The 22,569-nt window shown below is 67.1% G+C and carries 19 protein-coding genes and 1 pseudogene; 12 read left to right on the plus strand and 8 right to left on the minus strand.

Annotated features, from left to right (window positions below; genetic code table 11):
- Positions 1-162 precede the first annotated feature (162 nt).
- A complete protein-coding gene (locus tag ACN27C_RS05015) occupies positions 163-993 on the plus strand; it encodes a hypothetical protein (protein ID WP_422750578.1) in 831 nt (276 codons plus the stop codon).
- 478 nt (positions 994-1,471) lie between these two features.
- Positions 1,472-1,765 (plus strand): IS110 family transposase, encoded by a 294-nt coding sequence (locus ACN27C_RS05020; RefSeq protein WP_205775937.1) that lies wholly within the window; start codon positions 1,472-1,474, stop codon positions 1,763-1,765.
- A 10-nt stretch (positions 1,766-1,775) separates the two neighbouring features.
- Here the strand turns inward: ACN27C_RS05020 and ACN27C_RS05025 are convergent, their stop codons facing one another.
- Positions 1,776-2,120 (minus strand): hypothetical protein, encoded by a 345-nt coding sequence (locus tag ACN27C_RS05025; RefSeq protein ID WP_205775938.1) that lies wholly within the window; start codon positions 2,118-2,120, stop codon positions 1,776-1,778.
- 331 nt (positions 2,121-2,451) lie between these two features.
- On the opposite strand from ACN27C_RS05025, the gene ACN27C_RS05030 reads away from it, so the two are divergent.
- Positions 2,452-3,231 carry a GNAT family N-acetyltransferase gene (locus ACN27C_RS05030; RefSeq protein ID WP_358171247.1) on the plus strand — a complete coding sequence of 260 codons (780 nt, stop codon included), beginning with the start codon at positions 2,452-2,454 and terminating at the stop codon, positions 3,229-3,231.
- Here ACN27C_RS05030 and ACN27C_RS05035 read toward each other — a convergent pair.
- Complete coding sequence (locus ACN27C_RS05035; protein ID WP_422750579.1) at positions 3,228-3,524, minus strand: hypothetical protein; 297 nt, start codon at positions 3,522-3,524, stop codon at positions 3,228-3,230. The genes ACN27C_RS05030 and ACN27C_RS05035 overlap by 4 nt on opposite strands.
- Positions 3,525-4,032: 508 nt before the next feature.
- Here ACN27C_RS05035 and ACN27C_RS05040 point away from each other — a divergent pair.
- Positions 4,033-4,839 carry an APH(3'') family aminoglycoside O-phosphotransferase gene (locus tag ACN27C_RS05040; RefSeq protein WP_422751575.1) on the plus strand — a complete coding sequence of 269 codons (807 nt, stop codon included), beginning with the start codon at positions 4,033-4,035 and terminating at the stop codon, positions 4,837-4,839.
- Between the two features lie 459 nt (positions 4,840-5,298).
- Here the strand turns inward: ACN27C_RS05040 and ACN27C_RS05045 are convergent, their stop codons facing one another.
- Positions 5,299-5,544, minus strand: a complete 246-nt coding sequence (locus tag ACN27C_RS05045) for a GntR family transcriptional regulator (protein ID WP_120571895.1) — start codon at positions 5,542-5,544, stop codon at positions 5,299-5,301.
- Between the two features lie 412 nt (positions 5,545-5,956).
- On the opposite strand from ACN27C_RS05045, the gene ACN27C_RS05050 reads away from it, so the two are divergent.
- A complete protein-coding gene (locus ACN27C_RS05050; RefSeq protein ID WP_422750580.1) occupies positions 5,957-6,199 on the plus strand; it encodes a hypothetical protein in 243 nt (80 codons plus the stop codon).
- 98 nt (positions 6,200-6,297) lie between these two features.
- On the opposite strand, the gene ACN27C_RS05055 is transcribed toward ACN27C_RS05050, so the two are convergent.
- Positions 6,298-6,492, minus strand: a complete 195-nt coding sequence (locus tag ACN27C_RS05055; RefSeq protein WP_358171246.1) for a hypothetical protein — start codon at positions 6,490-6,492, stop codon at positions 6,298-6,300.
- A 34-nt stretch (positions 6,493-6,526) separates the two neighbouring features.
- Between ACN27C_RS05055 and ACN27C_RS05060 the strand changes: the two genes are divergently transcribed.
- From ACN27C_RS05060 to ACN27C_RS05075, 4 genes are all read left to right on the plus strand, one after another.
- Entirely contained in the window at positions 6,527-7,024 is a 498-nt protein-coding gene (locus tag ACN27C_RS05060) for a hypothetical protein (RefSeq protein ID WP_358171244.1), read from the plus strand.
- 31 nt (positions 7,025-7,055) lie between these two features.
- Positions 7,056-7,292, plus strand: a complete 237-nt coding sequence (locus ACN27C_RS05065) for a hypothetical protein (RefSeq protein WP_120571897.1) — start codon at positions 7,056-7,058, stop codon at positions 7,290-7,292.
- Positions 7,293-7,372: 80 nt separating this feature from the next.
- On the plus strand, positions 7,373-7,552 hold the full coding sequence (locus ACN27C_RS05070) for a hypothetical protein (protein WP_422750581.1): 180 nt from the start codon (positions 7,373-7,375) through the stop codon (positions 7,550-7,552).
- A 160-nt stretch (positions 7,553-7,712) separates the two neighbouring features.
- Entirely contained in the window at positions 7,713-7,946 is a 234-nt protein-coding gene (locus ACN27C_RS05075) for a hypothetical protein (RefSeq protein ID WP_422750582.1), read from the plus strand.
- A 2,157-nt stretch (positions 7,947-10,103) separates the two neighbouring features.
- Here the strand turns inward: ACN27C_RS05075 and ACN27C_RS05080 are convergent.
- Positions 10,104-10,304 carry a hypothetical protein gene (locus ACN27C_RS05080; RefSeq protein ID WP_120571900.1) on the minus strand — a complete coding sequence of 67 codons (201 nt, stop codon included), beginning with the start codon at positions 10,302-10,304 and terminating at the stop codon, positions 10,104-10,106.
- Between the two features lie 506 nt (positions 10,305-10,810).
- On the opposite strand from ACN27C_RS05080, the gene ACN27C_RS05085 reads away from it, so the two are divergent.
- Positions 10,811-11,194, plus strand: a complete 384-nt coding sequence (locus ACN27C_RS05085; protein ID WP_244933126.1) for a hypothetical protein — start codon at positions 10,811-10,813, stop codon at positions 11,192-11,194.
- Positions 11,195-12,373: 1,179 nt separating this feature from the next.
- Positions 12,374-12,709, plus strand: coding sequence for a hypothetical protein (locus tag ACN27C_RS05090; protein WP_244933127.1), 336 nt, complete (start codon positions 12,374-12,376; stop codon positions 12,707-12,709).
- Between the two features lie 1,174 nt (positions 12,710-13,883).
- Here the strand turns inward: ACN27C_RS05090 and ACN27C_RS05095 are convergent.
- Positions 13,884-15,073: pseudogene (locus ACN27C_RS05095) on the minus strand (IS110 family transposase).
- A 673-nt stretch (positions 15,074-15,746) separates the two neighbouring features.
- Between ACN27C_RS05095 and ACN27C_RS05100 the strand changes: the two are divergent.
- Positions 15,747-16,529, plus strand: coding sequence for a transposase family protein (locus tag ACN27C_RS05100; RefSeq protein WP_422750583.1), 783 nt, complete (start codon positions 15,747-15,749; stop codon positions 16,527-16,529).
- Between the two features lie 102 nt (positions 16,530-16,631).
- On the opposite strand, the gene ACN27C_RS05105 is transcribed toward ACN27C_RS05100, so the two are convergent.
- Together ACN27C_RS05105 and ACN27C_RS05110 are read right to left on the minus strand one after the other, a co-directional pair.
- Positions 16,632-17,030 carry an Imm7 family immunity protein gene (locus ACN27C_RS05105; RefSeq protein WP_030504484.1) on the minus strand — a complete coding sequence of 133 codons (399 nt, stop codon included), beginning with the start codon at positions 17,028-17,030 and terminating at the stop codon, positions 16,632-16,634.
- Position 17,031: 1 nt separating this feature from the next.
- On the minus strand, positions 17,032-22,461 hold the full coding sequence (locus ACN27C_RS05110) for an RHS repeat-associated core domain-containing protein (protein ID WP_422750584.1): 5,430 nt from the start codon (positions 22,459-22,461) through the stop codon (positions 17,032-17,034).
- Positions 22,462-22,569 lie beyond the last annotated feature (108 nt).

Here is a 22,569-nt window from a genome sequence, read left to right on the forward strand (position 1 = left end):
GTCACAGTGTTCTATTGCTTGCGGTTCCATCGGTGTCCGCGCTCGTGCTGGCTCGCTGGCGAGCCAGCACTCCATAGACGCCGCGATGTCGGACTGGTCGGGCAGCGCGCCGACCGCCTCGTTGCTGCCGTACGCTGCGGCGAAGCCCCATCAGGCAAGCCGATGCTTGACATGCTCATCGGTTTCGTTGTGCAGTGTCCGTTGGGTCAGCCAACGGGTTGGCTGATCGATGCCCGTAAGATCACGGACATGATGGGCAGAGTCCTCGCTGCAGCGGTGCGCCGTCAGCTCAGCGTCTTGATGCTGGGCGTGGTCCCGGCGGTCGGGAATGCGGCGGCCATCGCGTTCGCGCCCTCCATGGCGCAGCTCCTGTTCCTTCCGCTGGTCGTCCTTGCCCTGGCGCTCCTGGTCCTGGGGCTGCTCAGCTTCCAGAATCGTCCGGCTTGCTTCGTGGTGCAGCCACAAATACCAGCTTTCGGCACCCCCGTGCCCGCGTGGAGGGCGGGGCTGGGCGTATGTCTCCTTCTGCCAATCTCAGCTGAAGTCGGCGCACTGATTCGCTCCATCAGGCAGGACAATCTGTGGCCGCCCGAGCTGATCCTCGATATCTCCTGGCTACTGTTGGTCGCCCTGCTGCTTGCTGAGGCTTGGCGTGGCCGGGGGGTGCAGCTGCGCCCTCACGGCGTACAGCAGAGCTGGATTCTCGGCTCGCTCACTGTGCCATGGGAGGCGCTACCCGTGGCCCAGACGGCCATGCCTGCCGAACAGGCCGCAGCGCTGCGGCTGGCCTACGCTGAACCCCGGCTGGTACGACAGCGCGGCATTCCCTGGCGGCGCCACGCACTGCGCACAGACAACGTCGATTCCCGGTTTCTCGCCGCCGCGATCCATCACTACGTCCGCCACCCCGATCACCGGGCCGCCATCGGCAGCCACGCGGAGCACCAACGCCTCCTGGCCGAGTTGCCCGCCCGGCCCGGCGGCGGACGATGATCCGCATGACCTACTACACCGCTGACTACCAACGCGTTTTGTAGCCCAACAGCGAGATCGAGGAGATGGTCTGGCTTACCCATGCGACCGCTACCTGGCCTCGTCAGTCGACCACATCATCTTTGATCGCCTACACGAGACCGCCTGCATGCGCTGAGGCAAGGTCAGCCCCCGTCCACAGGGAGAGGGCTGGATGCAGACGGTCGAGCACGCATGGGCCGGGTCGACCCGGCAAGGGCCACCGCCTGGTGGTCATCGACAGCGAAGGGCGCCGCCTGCTGTCGCAGCGGCTGCCCAACGATGAACCCGCGCTGGCTGCCGTGACGCTACCGTCCTCGCCCGAGCGAAGAAGGTGACCTGGGCCATTGACCTGGCCGACGGTCCAGCCGCTCTTGCCATCGCGCTTCTGCTCGAGTGCGGCTGGCGGGTCCTCTACCTGCCGAGCGCGGTGAACTGAATTGCCGATCCTTACCGCGGCGTGGGCAAGACCGACACCGAGGACGTGGCAGTCATCGCTAACCAGGCCCGCATGCGCGTTGACCTGCGCGAGCCGCTCCTCGAGGACACCCTGCTCGCTGAACTTCGCATGCTCACCGCACACCGCGCCGGCCTCGCGGCCGATCACACCCGCACCATCGACCGGCTACGGGTGCGGCTGCGCGGCTTCATCCCCGCCCTGGAGCGTCGCACTCGACTTCACCAACCGCGGGCCGCTTGTGCTCATCAGCCAGCTGCAGACAACGGCCGCTCTGATCGCAGCCGGGCGAGATGAGGTGCAGCGGTTACTCCGCGAACGCACGGTCCGCCACGCGGACAAGCTGGCCACAGCAGCGAGGCAAGCCGCCGGAGCACACGCACGTTCCGGGTGAGGAAATGGCGGGGGAATCGTCGGCCGACTTGCCGACAACGTGATCGACCTCGACCGGCAGCTCACCGAGCTGGACAAGCACATCGCTGACGGATCTCACCGCCACCACCACGCCCCGGTGATCACCAGCATGGTTGGCATTGGTGATCTCCTCGGCGCGTAGTTTCTCGTCGCCACCGGCGGCAACCTTGACGGATTCGCGTCCGCTGACCACCTCGCCGGCTACGCCGGCCGACGCGTCGGCAACTTCGCCGCCCAAAGCGACACAACCGCCAGCTCCAACGCGTCTTCTACACATCAGCGCTGACCAGCATCCAGTGCAGCCCTGCCTCCAAGTCGTTCCACGAGCGCAAACGAGCTCAGGCAAACGCCACGGTCACGCCGTCCTCGCCCTCGCACGGCGCCGCGTCAAAGCGCTCGGGGCGATGCTGCGCGACGACCGTCCCTACGACCAAGGCCAAACCCTTCACCGCCTTCGCCGACAAACAGCATTGGGAATCAGGCGGAGCCGGCAGATTCCCTTCCCTGGCGGTCCAATCTCGAGCACGGCACACCTCTCTCCCGGGGGAGCGAAGCTACAATCGGGATGAGTGGCGGTCGATGCATTTAGGGAAGGCGGAAATATGAGTGACGGGATGAAGCGCACCCGCTCCTTCCTTGGCGAGATCACCGTCCGACGATTTCGCTCAGCGGACGAGGTTCTCATCGAGCAGCTAGACAGCTCCTTCACCACCAACGCGGTATTCGAAGTCGTCCGCACGCACATCGGGTTCGGCATCCGCGAAAGAATGCTGTCGGCTCCAATCGTGAAGCACTTCCCAGACGAAGATGTGGACAAGGACGTCGGTGACACCGATCGGTTCGTTGCTGTTGACCAACATGGCGTCATCCGTGGCGTAATCGAGCTGAGCTACGAGGAATGGCATCGGCGCCTGATTGTCGAGAACGTAGTAGTCGACCGGAAACTCCGCGGCCGAGGCGTCGTTCGACACCTTATGAATACCGCCACGCAACAAGGGCTTTTGAGGGACGCGAGAGTCATCTGGCTCGAGGTCACGAATATCAATGCGCCCGCTATCCGCGCCTACCGTCGGATCGGATTCGATTTCTGCGGTCTGGACGCCTCTCTTTACCGAGGAACAGCATCGGAAGGAGAGATTGCCCTCTTCATGTGCCGAGAACTCGATGAAGGCGCCGGAAGTGCCTCGTCGGTGGACGCCCGGCGAAACAGCGCCTGCGCTGCGGGATCCCACGCCCCGCCTACGTTTCGCATGGAACGCCGCAGCGCCGGATCCACTTGGCCGCTGGCGGTCAGGGCACACATCGGGGTGATCCAGCCGCCAGCGACGTTCAACGAGCGGCACGCCTAACGACGTAGCCTCAGCAACCAGTTGAACAACAGCACAATCACCACAACAGCCAAGGCCCCTGTGGCGAGCATGAGGAGATCATCGCTACGGAAGTTGATAAGCAGAAATACTGCGTGACTGAGGGCTAGACCGAGCGAGCCGAAATACGCGGCAAATTTCTTCCGCGAGAGCCGTTCGGCCTTTCCCCACAGGCGGGCGTTCCGCGGGCACTCGCCCTTAATCCCAACGACCACAACAGCATACGCAAAGGGAGCAGCGCCACCGAGTTGCACAATGAAGGCAACCGTATTCACGTGACCCCCCTTCGGGCGTGCCAAATCGGCATTATAGCTCCTCCCGAGCTGTTGACTACAGCGACCCGTGCGAGTACCGCATGCAGTGGTGCACGAGCGACCCCACGGCCCTTAAATTTCCGCCACTTATACACCGCGACTCTGAGCACCATTGCTGCCTTTGCAGTTAGTTCCGTACCAGCATGGGAACGCACCGCCTACAAGGCTCCGGCAACCGCACTCAGGCTCCACGATCCTGTTCAGCGAGTTTGGACAGAAGCTGGTCAATTTCGGTGATGTAGTCCCACTCGGGGCGAACGTGCTGTACGGGGCGCCCGTGCGCTAGATGCGGCGTCGACCGATCGCATCGCTGAGGGGACAGGCGACGAGCGTGAACGAGGTGATCGCCTCCGCTGGAACGCCATGCACTCCGGCCTTCGCGTCCTCACCAGGACGCACCGCTCCGTCGACCTTGGGCCGAGGCGGCGCGGTCCACGTGAAGGACCGGCGGGCACGAGATGCTAACGGCATGATGATTCGCTCGGTGCCACTGGCTGGGTTGCTCTCTGATGGTGCGGCGTGGACGGCCGTGGCGGACGGGGAGTCAGGCGCGATCGTGCTGCGTCACATGTTCGAGGATCGGTTCGCCAAAGTGGTGTCGGTTGCCGATGCGACCAGGCTCGAGGGTGAGCGCGATCGGATCGAGTGGCTGGCGGGCACCGGAATCCCCGGACCCGGGTTGCTCGACTGGCGTGCCACCGAGCACGGCGTCTGTCTCATCACCAGCGCCGTAGCGGGGGTCCCCGCTGACCGGCTAAACGCGGCCCAGCTCGCGCAGGCTTGGCCGTCGATCATCGACACCCTGGTCCGGCTGCACAGCGTCCCCGCCAGCTCGTGCCTGTACGACAGGACACTGCACGAGATGATGGCGCTGGCCCGCGCGACCGTCGCCGAGAACCGTGTCCAACCCGAGTTCCTACCCCAGCACCTCATCGGCACCCCGCCGGTCGTGATCCTTGAAGGCCTGGAACGCGATCTCCCGACACGCCAGGAGCAAGAGGCCTCCGACGCGGTGGTCTGCCACGGAGACTTCTGCCTCCCCAACATCCTCATCAATACCGATACCTCGCTCGTCACCGGGCTCATCGATCTCGGACGACTCGGGCGCGCGGACCCTTATGCCGACATCGCTCTCCTACTCGCGAACGCCCGGGAGACCTGGCCTGACGAGGACGCCGCCCGCCGTGCGGATGACGACTTCGCCTCCCGGTATGGCATCACGCTCGACCCCGAGAGGCTTGATTTCTACCTCCGGCTCGATCCGCTGACCTGGTAACCGACGCCGCTTACGGACTGTAAGACGATTGGCGCCTCTCTGCGTCAAGGCGTTGGCAACAGAGAGGTGCCGTTCGTTGAGCAGGCCCGCTCATGTTTTTCACACAACGGCGCCGACCCCGAGTCGTCTACACCACCCCGTCGCTGCCAGCACGTCAAGGACCGGCCGGCTCGTCCGGGCGGCCCCTCCGGGCAAGACATCACCGGCCGGGGCTGTCCCAGCATCAGACCGCGCACTTCCGCTGATGGGCTCCGGGGCGTCGCTGCGGACCATCCAGGAGGCGCTACAGCACTCCTCCATCACTTCGACGCAGATCTACACCACAATGCGAAGTGGACAGCGCAGAATCGCCATCCGACCGCTGTCCACTCCGCTCACCCAGCACCCTTACAGGCAACTAGGCACCCCCCAGTAGAGCATCCCCGCCTCCAATTCCCCAGGGGCGGGGATGCAATTTCGTCAGTTTCGGAAGGAGTTCGCGTCTTGTTGCTGTTCGGCCACATAGACGCCGGCGCCGGGGCGGCCGACGGTGAGGCCACGGTCGCGTGTCAGCTCCAAGGCACGCTGAATGGTGGATACGCTCACCGAGTACAGGTCGGCGAGCTCCCGCAGCGACGGCAGTTTCTCGCCTGGCTGATACTCGCGGCCTCGGATGCGGGCAGTCAGGTCGTCGGCGATCTGACGCGAGGACATGGGTATGGGCATGATGATCTCCCTGGCTGGCGATCCAGATTTCATCACGCATGTCCATAACCCTCAACCACTGTTTGACCAATGGTCATAGAGTGACCTAGCTTGGACAGCGGGTTACCTTCTACCTGGCTGGCGTTGGGCATGAGGTGATCCGGCCGGGCGGGGGCCGGTCCACCAAAACGCGCACCCGCCCGGCACCAGCCCTCCCCGTCGACGTCAGGAGCCCGCGCGTGACCTCCATCTACGACGACCTAGGCGGAGACGCCGTAGTCGCGGCGCTCCTCGTAGCGGCGCACCAGGAATGCGAGGCCTGCGCCGCCGGGCACTGCGAAAGCGGCGCCTCCGCCGCCCGGACCCTCGCCGCTGTCCGCCAGGAACGCGCAAAAGACCCTGGCGACATCCCCCAACAGCGAACAGGTGACACGTGATCGGCCGCGCTCGCCGCGCCACGATCACGCAAGCCGCCCTCGTCGCGGTGATCGTCGGCGTCATGCTGATGCTTCTCGGCGGTGGAGGCGCGAACCGCCGACCCGAGCAGATCCCGGCCCGTACCGTGCGGCCGGCCACCGTAGAGGAACGCCGCCCGCACCAGGTCGACGAACTCAGGAAGTGCCTCAGGGGCGTCGAACGGTGCCAACAAACCGGCCAGGGCATCGAGACCCGATAGATGCCCCACGCCGATAGATAGGGGCGCCCCCACCCGCGCACGGGTGGGGGCGCTCCGCCTGCCCCGCTACCCGCCGCCGTGCACCTGACGGCGAGCGCTCAGCTCTCGGCGAATAGTGTCGGGGTGGCACAGTCCCGGTGCCGAGCTGCGCCGGACTTGCGGCGGAACCGGATCTCGGGCGGGTTGGCGGTGAGCATCCGGATGACGGTGCTGTTGGAGGCGTTGAGCAACAGGGCGACGTCGCCGGGACGCAGCCACTCGCCGCCGCGCAGCGCGGTTTCCAGCTCCAGCACCTCCTGGCCATCGCGCCGATCGGCGCGTCTCGGAGTGATCGCCTCTACCGCCGCGAACCTCGCCCACTCCTTCACCCTCTTCGCAGAGGTAGTGCCCCGCGTCGACGGCCTGATGGTGGTGTGCTCGGCGGCGATGCTGGCGATCGGCCAGGCCAAGCGGGCCACCAATGGACCGGCAACCAGCCCGGCCCATGTTCCGGAGCCCGCACCGCCTTATGCCCGTGGACCATCGGCCATGGACCGCCCCGCCCTTCGGGCCTCATCCGCGTCGAAAGCGGCCCGATGGCCAGCCGCTGCCCGAAAGCCGCACGCGGCGGCGAAGCCGCCGCCGCCCCGGTGGTTTCTCGTAGAGACGCTTTACGCGGATCACCTCGCTTGGCTACCTGGCCCGAATCCGGTTCAGGCGGTGGCGGACCGCAATGGCTGCCGGAAGCACGGCACGACCGACGCGGTCCGCATCGTCCGGAAGACCCACATGGAGCCAATCCACCTTTCGGACAGCGCCGCAGGCCTCGACGGCGTCGCGGTCTGATCGACCGAGCCACAACCACAAAGGAGCAGTGATGCTGCGCAACTACACCCGCTGGCGGCAGGGCGCGACGCCCACGCGCCTGCACGCCGACATCCTCGGCTCACCCGTACCGATTGAGGTCGACACCGCCTCCGCGCAGGTCATCCTCGCCGGCCGGGAGCTGACCCCGGACGAGGCGCGAATGATCGGCGTCCGGCTCATCGACGCCGCGGTCCTCGCCGACGGCGACCGCGCCATCCGCCGCCCCGCCGACACCCTCACCCCGTAGCGCCCCAGGGGCGCGGCCAACGCCTGCCAGCACGCCCGCGCCCCCGGGGTTCCTCCCCTCGCAAGGAAGGAGCCATCATCATGCCCCCCACCCACCACGTGTGCGGCTACATCCCCCCGACCTCGCCGCTACGCCCCTTCGCCGGCCGGATCGTTACCCTGCCCGCCCGCGGCCTGGCGCAGCCCGCCGAGCGGATCGGCGAACTCCGCGCAGCCGGCGCACGACCGATCGTCGTCGCCGCGCCCCGGCCGGTCAACTGAACCCGGATCGCCGTCGCGCTCACCGCAGGTGTGCTGGCCGAGCTGGCCACCGCCCTCACCGGCCACAACACCTCCGCGTGTGCGGCCACGGCCAGCATGCTGCTGCTCGGCACCAGCCAGTTCCCCGTGCTCACCACCCTGAGACGGAGGACAGCCCCTGATGCCCATCTACCGGGTGCACATCTTCGACGGCGCATACGAGGTCCCGCACAAGCGCACCTTCACCTACCAGCTCGACCTGGAAGGCCCAGGCGTCGACGGTGCCCCCGACCGGCTCCTCGAAGCCCTCACCCGGCTGGCCAGCACCACCGAGAACGAACCGACGGACGCGCCTTGCCTGGAGATCCGCGATGCCAGCACCGACACCACGGTGCTCGAATGGAACGGAGCCTGACGTGCACTACGTGTGACAGCAGCAGCACCGCCTCCCCTTCCCTCACCGAAGGCGGTGACACTGACACTGATGCCAACGCGCAGGTCAGCGCGGTGTCAGACCCGGTGACACCGATCGTGACATCGCTGGTGGGGCAGATCGTCGAACATTGATGCCGACGCTTCCGCGTCAACGAGCTCCACCGCTACCACGTGGACCTGGACCTGGCGGTGTCTGAGACGCAGGAGACCACGGTCGACCGAATGCACCCGCAGGGCGTGCAATACATGGAGATCGTGCGCCGGGCCATATGGGGTCTAGCCGGGTGTCGGAGGCGCCGGCGAAGCGGTGAATCCGGCAGGTGCGGGCCGCTCGGCAGGGCGGCTGAGTCACGAGAAGCGCCCCCGCTCGGCTTGGTTCGGCCGGCGCGGGGGCGCATCTGCTGAATGATCTTCTACTGCCCGCCCCCACCGCCATCACCACTGCCAGAGACAACGGTGCCGTCGTTTCCGTCCGACTTGCGGATGAGGTTCGGTGATTGCTTTGCGGGCCCGCGATCAGCCATGAGGGACGACAGCCAGCGCGCAAGCCGTTGGTGCAGTAGCTCCCGTCGGGCAGGCGTCGGAGGTGTCGGGTCATCGGCGTCGTCAGGGCGGACATAATGCTCCATGAGGGGATCAAAGCACACAACGACACATGTTGATGCTACTCAACCTCACCTACACGCTGGGCGTGGTCTGCTCGGCTTGCCGGATCGTCGGCGGGCGGGATGGTGGGAACGTGGTCCACGCCTACCAGTCGCCGCTGGTAGGGGTAGCTGCCAGCGGTGTTACGCCAGCAGTCAGCGGAGAGGGCGAATCCGGGAAAGCCTGCGGGCCGGACCAAGACCTGAAGGCCCGCCCTATCGCTACATCGAATACTGGCAGAACGACGGACGGCAGCAGATACGGCAGTAGCGTGCTTGCCCGACCACTATCCGTAATTCAGCGCGCGGGGGCATCATGATCACACCCGACCAGCACCAACCGGCGGCGGAGGGCAGGCCCACCCCCTTCCGGCGGTCGCCTGCCCTTGGCCTGGCCGTGATCGCCGCCGCCCTCGTGGCCGCTGCCGTCTTCTTCTACATCGCATCGCGTGGCTGACCATCAACGTGCGCGGCACAGCCCTCGCGCCGGCCTGACCCCGGTGTGGTCGTGACGGCGTGCTGGGTCTGCGGGAAGCACAAGCTGCTGCCGCGGGCGTGCCGTCCGTGCCGGCGCAAGCGGCGGCAGTGGCGTCGCGACTACCTGGCCCGGGCCGCACCGCAGGACGCACTGCGCGCCATGACCATCCCGACCGAGCGTCGCCAGCAGCCACCAGGGTGGGCCCCGCAGAACGGCAGTAACCGCGTCGCCCAGGGAGGCTACCTTCGACGCCTCGTCATCGCGCGACATGCGCGGCGGCGTCTTCCACGTGTGAGCAGCGCGGCGAGGCGGTTGGGGCCGGAGCCGCCGCTGGTTCTTTGTCACTGGACTGGAGGTGCCGTGTACGACGAGCTTGAAATGCGTATCCGGGGAAGCTTGAGTAGCCGCGCCGTGGTCGGGCCGCAGCCCGATTCAGGTCAACTGCTGCGTAAGGCGGTTGCGACTGGTGCGCAGCTGCGCCAAGGCGGCAAATCCCCACTCGAGCTGGATGCCGCCGCCACCGACCGTACGCGCGATGAGGAATGGCAGGCAGGCCGTAGACGATCGCGCCCGCGAAGGCTGATGGACACGACGGAAGAGCCCGCCCTCCCGCAACATGGCGGGTCGGCTCTCCGCCGAAATGCTTGGGCGTCCACCGCTGCTCCCACTCGTGGTCACCCAGAGAGTCACTCAGCTACTGCTGAGGCTGGTGATCCCTCGTTTCGCGAAGGACGCCGCGGCCTCATCGAAGGCGCGGACGGCAAGCTCCGGTTGGGCGGCGGCGGCAGCCGACAGACGGCACGCCACGTCAACGGACCTTGACGGCTCGTGCGGACGCTGACGGGTCGTGCGGATGGGCCTGCTCGGCTCGCCCGGGTCGACGACGGTGGGTACCTTCCCTCCGCAACCACTCACGGACCGTGGCCGGCCGACGAAGCCCCGGCCATCCTGAAGCCGGAGCGCCGCCAGAGGCCCAGCGACTGCACCCCGCGACAGCCGGGAGCTATACCTGGGGCTACTCGGCTTCGAGACCGGCGGCGCGGCAGATACGGCGGACCTGCTCACGGGTGTAGCCGGAGACACGGGCGATGTCGGTGTGCTTGGTACCGGCGCGGGCGGCGTCGACGATGGCGTCGGCGAGTTCGGGGCGAGCCTTGTCCAGGGCCTCCTTGGCCTGGTGGTAGGCGTGGGCGGCGCGTTCGAGTCGGCTAGTCACGCCGTGATGGTGGCAGATGCGACGAGTGGCCCCGCCATCCTCCAGGGAGGACCGGGCCGCAAAGTGACCGTTGGCCATACCGCTTCGCCATAAGTAGTCGATCACTGTATGTGCTCAGGGGGCACTGGCGTTATCGTGGCTGAGCCTCGTCCACATGGCAGTGGCGGTCCGGGTTGACGAGAGCCGGCTCGGACCGCCACTAGACGAAGCGGCCCCGCCCTCCCGACGGAGGACGGGGCCACTCGCATACGGGTCGGCGCTGGCCGGGACGTTACCGAGGCGGTAGTGCCCGCAGCTGGCGGCCGCCTTTGTCATGGGTCGGACAGCGGCGTCACCATCGGCTAAAGGTAGACGCCGGGCAAGGCGACCGCCGACGGCCTGGACAAGCAACAGCCAGAGGATCACCGTGGCGGGCAGCAAGCCGGCGAGACCAGCCAGGACCATGGTGATGTAGAGGACAGGGCGGGAACGATGCATCAGGGTTGCCTCCTCGGTACGGTCTCGGCATGGTGCAGGTGACGGCGTTGTCGCAGCGTGAGCGGCTGATCCTCGCCGAGCTGTCCGGCGTAGCCGGCCGCTACAGCACCGGCGTCGACCGGGACCGCTCCCAGGATGAGGCGATCGCCGCGATCCGCGCGGTCACCACCGACGCGCGGCTGCTCGGTATCCAGGCCGGGGTGGCGCTGGCCGACCCGTGCCAGATGAGCGGAAAAACGGTGCGACTGTTGAAAGCGGCCGGCGCAGACATGGCAGTCGCAGCCGGACACGCGATGGACGTACGGGAGCGGATGCGACGGCAGGGCGCCCGCTACCCCCACGAGGATCTGTCACCCCGTTGGGCCAGCGGAATCAGATTCGGCGGGATCGGGTTCGGCGGGTCCGGCTCGTGACCGGCGCAGCGCAGCTGATAGGCGTACCGGCCGGCGACCTGGCGCCAGAAGCTCAGCACGCAGACCTTCCCGGCGGCCAACCGCTCGCCCTCCCCGGCGCAGCGACCTAGAGCAGCCAACGCCGCCCACTCGGCAGCCCGGCACCGCAACGCAAAGACCCGCAGACCAACACCCACACCCACACCAGAGCGCCGGCACCCACCAGCCCGGCGACCACAACAACGACCAGCCGACCAGTGGTCAACTCGACCCTCCATTACGGACATGCGCCTCCAGGTGGCCTCCCGCCGCAACAACTCGACATCGCTGCCACATCCAGGCCGGCCCGGTCCCTGCCGCATGGGTAGCCGCCCCGGTGGGCGGGGTCTCCCACGACGCCAACCTCGGCCGAGGCCGGGCCGTGTGGGCCCAACTCGGCCAGCAGCGGCCTGCCGACGGTCCGCAGATTAAGTGGTGCGGTCGTCACGATCATCTCCTGTTCGACCAGGTGCCGCTTCCGCTTCCACGACACGCCACCCTGTCTCGGACTTCGGCAGACAGAACCGGCGTATAAGCCGGCTCCGGGTAGCCTCGCGACATGACGCCGCGCATCTTCGGGACGGCCCAGCGGATCGGCGAGCCGACCGACCTAGACGCAGTGGCCCGCGCGCTCGCCGACACATACGAGCCGGCGGATCTGGCGGAGCTGGCCGGGATCGTCGCGTGCGTCAGGTCAGCGCACGAACCCGGCCGCCCTGCGGCGCGGCTACTCACCCAGATGGAGGCCGCGTACCGCGAAACGGCGACCCGGCGCCGGGCTGCTGGCCGGGCGGCGCGATTCGCCGCACGCCTAGCCCGCGTCAGGCCACGAAACCCTAGGTGATCACGAGATCCGCTGCACCTGCGACCACGAGCCAGCGCAGAGAAACGCATATCAGGCGCCCCGTGCCTCAGGTGTCCAGGCCTGCGATGTGGAGGCGGCCGAGCGGGCTGGGCTTACGCGTGCACCGCCTGCAGCGCGGCCAGCCGGCGTCGCCGCTCTCCCCGCCGCGTTCGCCGAGGTCGTGCAGGTCAACGACGAGTTGTACGGCGGTGTTGCCGTACCCGCGGGGTCTCTTCACGACGATGAGTTCGTCGACCGCCAAGACCGGCCCCGCTGGTCACAGAGAAACACCAAACTCCATGCACGCGAGGCATAGCATGGCAGTCAAGATCATGCGCCGATTCTCCGAAGGTGAATTGAAGGCGGTTGTCGCCACGTACGAGGCGGGGCGCACGGCCGCGTTGACCGAGCGGGGCGAGCAGCTGTGGGTGTTCGATACGTCCAGCTGGCGAGCGGTGGATCTGCAGCGGGTCACCGGATACACCCAGGAGGCCATCCGCCCGGCGCTACGACCGGAAGTCCGGCGGGTGACCAACATCAGCCGGCGCCGGACATCTCCCCAGCCGCCGGCGGACTACCGGACCTACGGCGACCGGAAGCCCACGTGGTGGCCGAACCCCGCCGCGCTGCACGGCCGACCGACGGCATGGTGACGCTTCCGCGTCATCTCGACGGGTCCGGGCATGCCGAGTATGACCTGAACCGGGCCGCCGCCTAACCAGCATGTACAAAGGGGTGCTCACCGAAGCCGGCACGGTCGAGGATCTGAACACATGATGCCGACCTCCTCTGGCGGCTCTGACCCACCCTGTTGCTACCGCATCAGCTCCACCAGCGCTGGGAGGGAGCCGTTCCCGAACTCACCGCTGCTCGCAGCGACGCGGCGTAGCGGTGGGCCCTTCCACGAACCCCTCGCCCGCGTGGAGCACCATCACAGCACGCTGGGCCGTGGCGATCAGGACCAGATCACGTACAGCGGAGCGCTCTCGACTCTGCCATTGACCTACTGAACTAGGTGCATCTACTGTAACCTCGTCGGCGTGACAACGATGATCGATCTCCCGGCGCCTGTACGCGGTGGCCCTGTCGATTCGAGCCCCTACCCCCAGGGAGGCAGAAACGACAGGGCCACTGCCCCCAACAAGGAGGCGCAACGATGCCGGCGTCTGTGGTCGTGCCGACGTTAATGCCCTTAGCCATCTTCCATCTGTTAGACCCAGCCAAGGTGGCACTGACCTGGTGTGGCCTACCGGTACATGGCTGGTACCGGATCACCGAGGAGCAGGCTAGAAACAACGCGAATCCCCCGTGCAGACGATGCTTCCTTACCCTGATATGTGAAATCGCCCCGGCTAACCGATGATGGACGGCCGAGTCATGTTTCTTTGTCCGCGATGCCTCACGGTCAGTTGACGTGGCCTACCGCAGTTCGCATAAATCGTTGATCTGCTTACGTGACGGTTGTGCGTAGCCGCGAAAGCCGGTACCCCGGGCGCCAGAGCAAGCGAGCACAGCATCGCGCGTTTGCGACCCACTGACGTGAAACAGAATAGGAACCTGCAGGCAGTGAGCCTCTGGATACAGATAGAGCGTCGTCTTAGGAAACCGATGCTCTATCCCCTGAGCTACGAGGGCGCGAGGGCACAGTCTAGCGACCTGGGGGTTCACCTGGGGTGGCAGGGAGTGGCCCACGTTCACCCACGTTCCCCAGAACCCCGTTCGCCCAGCCCAGGACCACACCCGGAGTCCATGTGACTCCGGTTGATCTTGGTGGGCAGGGTGGATCGGCCGGCGCGATGGGGTTGCGTCGGCCGGGAGCGTGCTGGTTCAGGCTGCGGCGTGGATCGCTGGCGCCGGTCGGATAAAGGTCTTGCGGTCCCGGATAAGCGCCCAGAGAACGTCGACGCGTCGTCGGGCGAGTGCGAGTATGGCTTGGCGGTGGTTCTTTCCTTCGGCGCGTTTCTTCTCGTAGTAGGCGCGCGATGTGGGGCATCCCTGGCGGCGGTGAAGGCGGCCATCCACAGAATGTGCCGTAGCCGACGGTGAAAGCGACGAGGCTGCCGATGGTTGCCGGAGACCGTTCCGGAGTCGCGGGAGACGGGTGCCAGGCCGGCGTGGGCGGCGAGTTTCGCGGGGCTGTCGTACTCGGTCATGCCGGCGGTGTGCACCAGCAGCTCGGCGGTGAGCAGGGGGCCCATGCCCGGCAGACTCCCGATGATCGGCGCCAGGGGATGCTGGTCGAGCTGCTCGGCGATGAGGTCGCCCACGGCGGCGATGCGTTGGTCGATGGCGAGGATCTCGGTGGCCATCTGCCCCACCACCACGGCCGCGGCACGTTGGCCGGGCAGGGTGACGGTCTGCTGGCGGGCGGCGGCCACCATCGCCTCAGCGACCTGGACGGCGTTCTTGACGTGGCCGCGGCGGAGCAGGGCGGTGATCCGGTCGACGCCGGCGTGCCGGATCGCGGCCGGGGTCTGCCAGCAGGCGAGGACCATCATGGGCGCCTTCCGGTTGAGGTCGACCGCCCGTTCGAGGGCGGGGCTGATGCCGGTGAGGAGTTCCTGCAACCGGAACAGGGTGGCAACGCGCTGGCCGACGAGGTCCGCGCGGTAGCCGGTGAGCACGGTCAGTTCGGCGAGGAGCCGGTCGGAGGGTTCCAGGATCGGGATGTCGGGGCGCATGCGGATCGTCTGAGCGATGACGACCGCGTCGCGGGCGTCGGTCTTGTTCTCCCCGGCGAACGCGGCGGCCATGTGGAACGCGACGGTGCCGGAGACGTAACGAACCTGCACCTGCCGCCGCCACAGCAGGGTCAACAGCAGGGCGGACAGGCCGGTGGTGACGTCGATCGCCCAGCACACCGGCCGGCCGTGCGTCGACACCTCCGCCATGACCGCCAGGAGGGCGGTCTCGTCGTTGGCGACGCGGCGGGAGTAGACGAGCCGGCCGTCGCCATCGACGGCGGCGACGTGGTGGTGGGTCTTGCCGATGTCCACGCCGATCCACAACTTCGCCACCGTAACGCTCTCCTTCGTCGGTCGGTTTGCTCGAATACGCCTCGTCTGGGGTTCGGACTTGCCGGCATCTTCTAACGATGCGAACGCAGGTCGCGGATCTCCATCAGCGGTCTACCGAATCTCGCAGACGACGAAGCGGCGGATGGCATCTCCTACCGTCAGCCAAGCGATCTCGACGAAACACACGCAGCCATACCCACTGCTCCCGGGCCCCGGGATCTACGGCCACCAGGGCCGCGCCCGTTCAACGCAGCGCGTCTACGAGGCAGGAGTGGGTGGCACCTCGAGGTTCAGCCACAGGCGCGGCGGCACACTTCAGCCATTCCCATTCCCGACCCCGCGGACACGCCAGCCCCGAGCCTGCCGCCGTGGCCGGCCGGCACCTCGGACAAGATGTGCGAGAACGTGGGGTATCGATCTCGTGGGCGGACGGCGGTGCCGTCCCCGACGCGCAGCGATCCTGGCGAGCGAGTAGCCGAACCGGCGGCTGCCCGGACCGGCTCTGCCGCCGCGACGGCGCCGGCCGCCGGCCGCACGGCGCACATCATGAGCCTTTTCCAGCCTGATCTTGCAGGTCAGCCCGGGTCGGCAAGGGGTGCTGATCGATGAGGGCGAGGCTCCAGGTAGGACAGCAAATCGACCAAAACCCGATGCCCCGACCGGGAGCCTCGCCATGCTGTCCTACCCTGCCACGATCCCGTTGTCCAACCGGACCCTGAACCACCTCGCCGAGCGAATCCGCGGCCACCGCCAGCAGCGCAAATCCCGGTGGAGGCGACTGACCCCGGGCCGCCAGGCACTACTCGCCCTGGCCCACCTGCGCAACGGCGACACCTACACCCGCCTCGCCGCCGGCTTCGAGATCGGCGTCGCGACCGCCTGGCGCTATGTTCAAGAAGCAATCGCCCTGCTCAGCGCTGCCGCCGAGGACCTGGAAACCGCCATGCGGCGCATCCGACAACTGGCCTACGCGATCCTGGACGGCACGCTGATCCCGATCGACCGGGTCGCCGACCAGAAGCCGTACTACTCCGGCAAGCACAAACGTCACGGCGTGAACGTGCAGGTCATCGCGGATGCGGCCGGGCGTCTCGTCTGGGCATCGGCCGCGCTGCCCGGTTCAACGCATGACCTGACCGCCGCCCGCACCCACGGCATCATCGAAGCCTTGACCAGCGCCGATGTGATGACCTTCGCGGACAAGGGCTACCAGGGCGCCCGTGGCAGCCTGCGCATCCCGTTCAAGCGGCGCCGCTTCCGGCCGAAGCTGTCACGCCGGCAGAAGACGGTCAACCGGGCGCACGCGAAGATCCGCGCCCGCGGTGAGCGCGCGATCGCCACGCTCAAGACCTGGAAGATCCTGGCCAAGCTTCGCTGCTGCCCGCGTCGCGCTACCGCGATCGTGCAGGCCACCCTCGTCTTGCACCACGTCGAAGCCGCCCGCTACGCAGGATGAAAAAGACTCCATCAAGGGCTTGACCGACTGGTAGTAGGTCAAGCCCTTGATGATGGTTTGATGCGCCCATGGATCTGGCACCTGACGGACAGATCCTAGGAGTCAGTCCTCCACGACGGGATGCAGCGGTGACAGGAACGGGTCGAGGCGTTCGGTGATGCCACCCCGGGCCATGACGTGGACCAGGAACGCGTTCGGTCCGGGAGGAACAGGCATCTCCTCGTCCTTTTCGTAGAGGAGGCCATAGGAGCCGGGTAGCCGTCGTGCCACGAACTCGAGCACCTGGCGCATCCCCGCCGCCTCGTCCCGACGTCGGTTCGCCACTCCGTGCAGGAGCAGGTGGTACTCCCCGTTGAGAACCGTCACCTCTGCCGCGACATTCGTCGGGAAGTCCAACCGGGCTATCGTCTCGTTCACCTCATCGATGACGGCGTTGAGTTGGCCGGTGTCTGACTCCTCGGTGGTTTGCGCGAGGCGAAACCATCCGTGGAACTCGTACACGTCACCCTCCGAGCGGTCTGGTATCGATGACGGGCTCGATGCCGTATCGGACACCGTATTCGTGCAGCTTCCTGAGCACTCCACCCGCGGGTGGCCCCTCAAAGTGGAAGTATGGCACTCGTCCGGTCTCGATAGCCTTCTCGAACGTCGCCTTGGCCTGGTTTCGGAAGTCCGAGCCCATCTTGTAGTTCGCCGGCTTGGACTGCGCCACGTAGCGCTGGCTTACCGCGTCGAACTCTCGCCCACGAGGCTCGAACTTCACCGACGGACGCCCGCCGATTCGAGCCGCGAGCGCGATCGCCGCGGGATCATTCACGTTGACGTCAATGAGCTCGGTCGGCGTCCGCCCGACGTAGGCACGCTTCGGGAAGCCGCCACTCGGTACTCCAGGGCATTGGGCACCGTTGAGCAGCCCGCCCGGTCGACTACCTGGGTATCCGCCCACGCCGCCGAACGCCGCTCCCCAGAGGAAGTCCTGCCCGGCGTCGCGGTAGCTGTACGGCTGACCCGTCCAGGCCGCCACCCCGGAGCCGTAGAGCGCGCTGCCCGAGCCACCGACGACCGCGGAGGTGGCGACTTGGCGCACGCCCGACTGGGAACCGGCGGCCAGTCCGCCGTACAGGCCGGTGCCCGCGCCCCCGGCCATGCCCATCGTGGCACCGGTGAGGGCACCGGCCGCCGCGCCGACGACCACCTTCTTGATGCAGGTGTTGCGGTCGTCGCCGCTGAGCCAGCAGTCCACGCCACCCACGGCCCCACCGACGATGCCACCGATGATCGCCGTGCAGACGATCGCGCACTGCCCCGTCGGATCGGTAAGCACCGTCGGCTGGTTGTACCCGTAGTGGTAGGTCTGGGTGAACGAGGTCCCCAGCGCCTGCGGCACCGGGTCTGGAGTGGTGAACCGGCCACTGCCCGCGTCGTAGTCGCGGGCCCGGACGTCGTAGAGCCCGTTCTTCTGGTCGAGGTACTGCCCGTGGAACCGCATTGGGTTGTTGGCGTACGTGCCGCTGCTGGTAACCACCTCGCCGAACGGGTCGAGCGTGGCACTGCCGGTCAACGCGGTGGCGTTGGCCAGGTCGGTAACCGAGCCCTGGTAGTCGTCGAGCAGCCAGGCCGGGGTGGCCGCGACAGTATCGATCAGGGCGCCACCCAGTTGCCCCTGTGGCTCTTCCCACCACTTGTGGGTCAGCGTGCCCGAGCCGTTCTTCTCCTCCACCCGGGTGGGCAAACCGAGGGTGTCGACCGTCCAGGTGGCGTCGGTGGAGGCGTTGACGGTTCGGCCGATCCGGTTGCCGTCCTCGTCGTAGTCGTAACCGACGGCGGGCCCGGTCGGCGGTTGGACACGGCGTAGGTTGGCGTCGAGCCCGTATCCATAGGTCGTGGTGCCGGCTGGCCCGGCCTCGGTCGCCAGCGCGCCGTTGGCGTTGTACGTCAGGGTCGTGGTTGCCCCGTTGACGGTCCGGCCGGTCGGCCGGTCATCGTCGTCGTAGGCGTAGCTGGTGGTGCTGGTGCTACCGGACTGCGTCGTGACCTTGCTCATGCGGTTGCCGTTGTGGTCGTACCCGTAGCTGGTCTGCGGATCGGTCGCGGCGCAGGTCGTCCCTGAAGCCGGCCGGCACACCCGGGTGACCTGGCCGACGTCGTCGTAGGAGTAGATCGCCCGGGACGTGCTCCCGCCCCGGGTGGTGGTCACCGTGTCCGGTGCGCCGGCCAGATTTCGGGCGACGTCCTGACTGACCAGCGTCGTACTGCCAGACGTGTGCGCCACCCGGGTCAGCGAGCCGGCCCGGTCATAGGTGTAGGCGCTGGCCGGGCCACCCTGACGGGTGACGCTCGTCCGGTTACCCGCCACGTCGTAGCCGTAGCTGACTTGCCAACTCGTGGTGCCGCTGGTGAGCTTCGTGCCACTCATCCGGTGGTCGTCACGCCACGTGTAGCTCTGCACCCGTCCGTCCGGCAGGGTACGCCGCTCCAACTGGCCGTTCTTGTTCCAGCCGTACCCGAAGGTCTTGCCACTGCGGACGATGCTGTTCACCCGCCCGGCGGTGTCGTAGCCGTAGGTCGCGGTGCTGCTGCCGTTGCTCGCCGTCTTGATCTGCCCGGCACCGTCGTACGTGTAGCTGAGGTCCGGGGTGGTGTCGCTGTAGTCCACCTTCGTCGTGCGACCCGCCCGGTCGTACGCGTACGTTATGGAGCCAGCGGGGAGGGTCATCGTGTCGACCAACCCGTCCCAGGTGTAGGTGTACCCGGTGACCCGGCCGGTGGGGGTCTTGACGGCGGTGACCCGGCCGGACTTGTCGTAGTCATAGTCGTAAATCTTGCCTAGCGGCGTGGTCACCGTCTCCAGGTTGCCGGCCAGGTCGTAGCCGAACGAGGTGGCCGGACGGTTCGGCGCGGTCACCTTCTGGACTCGACCGAGGTTGTCGTACTCGTAGGCGGTGGGACGGTTGTTCGCGTCGAAGACCTTGGTGGGCCGGTTGCTCGCGTCGTACTCGGTCACCGTGGAACGACCCAACGGGTCGATGATCTTAGTACGGTTGCCGGCCGCGTCGTACTGGAAGGAGGTGGTGAAGTCGGCAGCCGTGGCCCCGGCGATGTTGCCACGCGGATCGGTCATCGATTCAAGGCGACCGTCGTTGTCGTACTTCCAGGTGGTGGTGTGGCCAAGCGGGTTCACCTCGTGGGTGCGCAGGCCGTCCGGGTCGTGGTCGTAGGTGGTGGTCTTGGTGAGCGCGTCGATGGTCGCGTCGAGCCGCCCGGCGTCGTCGTACTGCCAGGAGGTGACCGCGCCACTCGGGTCGGTGACCGACGTCTGGTTGCCGGCCTTGTCGTAGCCGTACCACGTGCTCCGCTCCAGCGGGTCGATCACTCTCGTCGGCCGGTTGACGTCGTCGTACCTGGTCTCCGTCACGGCTCCGGACGGGTCGGTGACCGAGGTCGGATACCCCTCGTTGTCGTATCCGTAGCTGGTCGTGTCGGTCGCCGGGTCCCCGCCTGTGGCGTTGCCGCGCGGCCCGACGACGTGGTGCAGCCGGCCTGCGGCGTCGTAGTGGTACGTGGTCTTCGCGCCGGTCGCCTCGGTGATCGAGGTGATGTTCCCGGCGTTGTCGTATCGGGTGGACCGGGTGTGTCCCGCTGGATTGGTGACGTCGGTCAGCCGGTTCGCGTTGTCGTAGACGTAAGTGGTGACGTGGTTGTCCGGGTCGGTGACGCTGGTCTGGTTGCCGTTGGCGTCGTAGCCGTAGGCGAACACCCGGCCGGCGGGGTCGGTGCTGGTCAGCATGCGTCCGGCGCCGTCGTAGGTGTAGCGGGTGGTGTAAGTGGCGGGGTCGGCGCCGGTGACGTTGCCGCGTGGATCGGTGCTGCTGAGCATCCGGCCAGCAGCGTCGTAGGTGTACGTCGTCTTGCGGCCACCCAGTGTGGTCATTGACGTCACGTTGCCGGCCGCGTCGTACCCGTAGGTGGTCACCCGCCCGGCGGGGGTGGTCACCGTCTTCACATCCCCGGCCGTGGTGTAGGTGTAGCTGGTCTTGCCGCCCAGCGGATCGGTCTCGGTCAGCAGCCGCGCCTGGCCGTCGTAGCCGTAGATGGTCTTCTTCCCACGGCCATCGGTGTACGAGGTGACGTTGTTCGCCGCGTCGTAGGTCCACGACTCGACGATCCCCACCGAGGTTGGTGAGCTCCGGCTGAGCATGTTGCCCCGGGTGTCGTACGTCATCGTGGTGACGTGGTTGTTCCGATCGGTGATCTTGACCGGTCGCAGCGTCGGGTTAGGGCTGTTGAAGTCGTACTCGTACTTCGTCACCTTGCCCAGCGGATCGATCTGCTCGGTCAGCACGCTGCCCGTGTACATGTCGGTCCAGATGCCGCCGTTGTTATCCGGGAAGTTCGTCACCGAACTGCCCCAGGTCGGCCGGATGGTGTGACCGGTGGCGTCGGTCTGCTGAATGACCCGGCCGGACGAGTCATAGGTGGTCTGCATCACCAGCTTGTTCCGCGGGTCGGTGATGCTGTTGAGTCGCTGGCTCGCGTCATAGGTGTACTTCGTGACGCCACCGTTGAGGTCGCGCACGGTCGCGAGCCGGTTGCCGGCGTCGTAGGTGTAGGCGAGGTACCGGCCGTCGGCCAGGGTGACCCGGGTCAGCCGACCCGACGTCGCGTCGTATCCGAAGGTGTGGGTACGGCCGGCCCCGTCCGTCACACCGGTCAGCTTCGAGTTGGTATAGCTAAAGCTGAGCCCCATGCCCGACCGGTCCTTCCAGGACGCCAGGTAACCCACCGAGTCGAAGGTCAGCTTCTCCTGGACGACCGTAGTCAGTGTCAGACCGGTGGCGAGGGTGCCGGCGAGGGTTGCCTGCACTCCCGCGGAGGCGGGTTCCCACTTGCCCGCGCCGAGGTCCTTGAAGACGGCGTACGAGCCGTCCTCCAATCTCAGGTTCGCCCGGCCCGATGACACACTCACCCACAACGGGTAAGAGTGCGCCCACCGTGGACCGAGCCAGACCGACACGTTGCTGGCCGACGAGTAGGTCCGGGTCAGACGGAAGTCCACTCCTGGTGCGGGCACGTAAGCATCGACGACGGACTCGCTCAGCCCGCCGGTCGCCGTGTTGACCGGGTCACCTCGGAACGCCTGGAAGCACGGCCGACCGCTGGCGTTGCTGAGCCCGCAGCCCAGGGTTTCGTTGGCGGGCAGGACCGACGCGCCGCCCCGCGCCACGACAACTGGCGATATTGCCTCGGTGCTCCAGTCCGTCCCACAGCTCCAGTCCAGGCTCCATTCCTTCGCGGTGCCGCTCGCCGTGACGGCGACCTTCCCGTAGTAGCCGACACCGGGCACGTAGCCGTGCTCGGGGGTCATGTACCACTCGTAGTAGGCAGCGGGATGTGGGAACCCGGCGTTGTAGCAGTACTCGTCGATCTTGACGTTGTCCGACGCGCGATGGACCGTAATGTGGTACGCCACTGTGCTGGCCGGCTGCTCCCAGTCAATGCCCCAGTAGATCGTGCCGGGGGCCACCTCGAAGTCCCCGGGGACCTGGAAGTTGAACGGTGGGCCGATAGCCGCACTGGCGGGGGTGGATGACGTGGTCGCGTCGGATCGGCCTGACTTCCGCACCCCCGTCATCCGGTGTCCGCCCGGAGCGTCGTGCCGCTTTCGCACCCACTCGGTGGCGCTGTATGCCTCGTTCCGTCGTGCCGACCGGTCGGCGCCCTGCAGCTGCTCGACCTGCGCCTGGCGCTCCGTCGGCGTCATCGGTTTCGGCGGCCTCGGGACCTGCCGGGCGGGCGGCACCACGGCGGTCGGCCGGGCCACCGAGCCGTGCTGGCCGGTGGTAGCCCCAACTGGCGAAACACCGGCGAGTTGAAGCATGACAAGCATCACGACCATAAACGCGAGCAGGCTGAACTGTCTCGTTCGACGCATGGGCGGTCCCCCGTGGACAGATGATGATATCGACGATGCGGCCGCTTGAAGGCCAGCCAGCCTCGAGCCTCCCATCGAAGACCGGAGATATGTAAGGCCTTACATCCG

This window comes from Micromonospora sp. WMMD1219, assembly GCF_049315215.1.
Lineage (GTDB): Bacteria > Actinomycetota > Actinomycetes > Mycobacteriales > Micromonosporaceae > Micromonospora > Micromonospora tulbaghiae.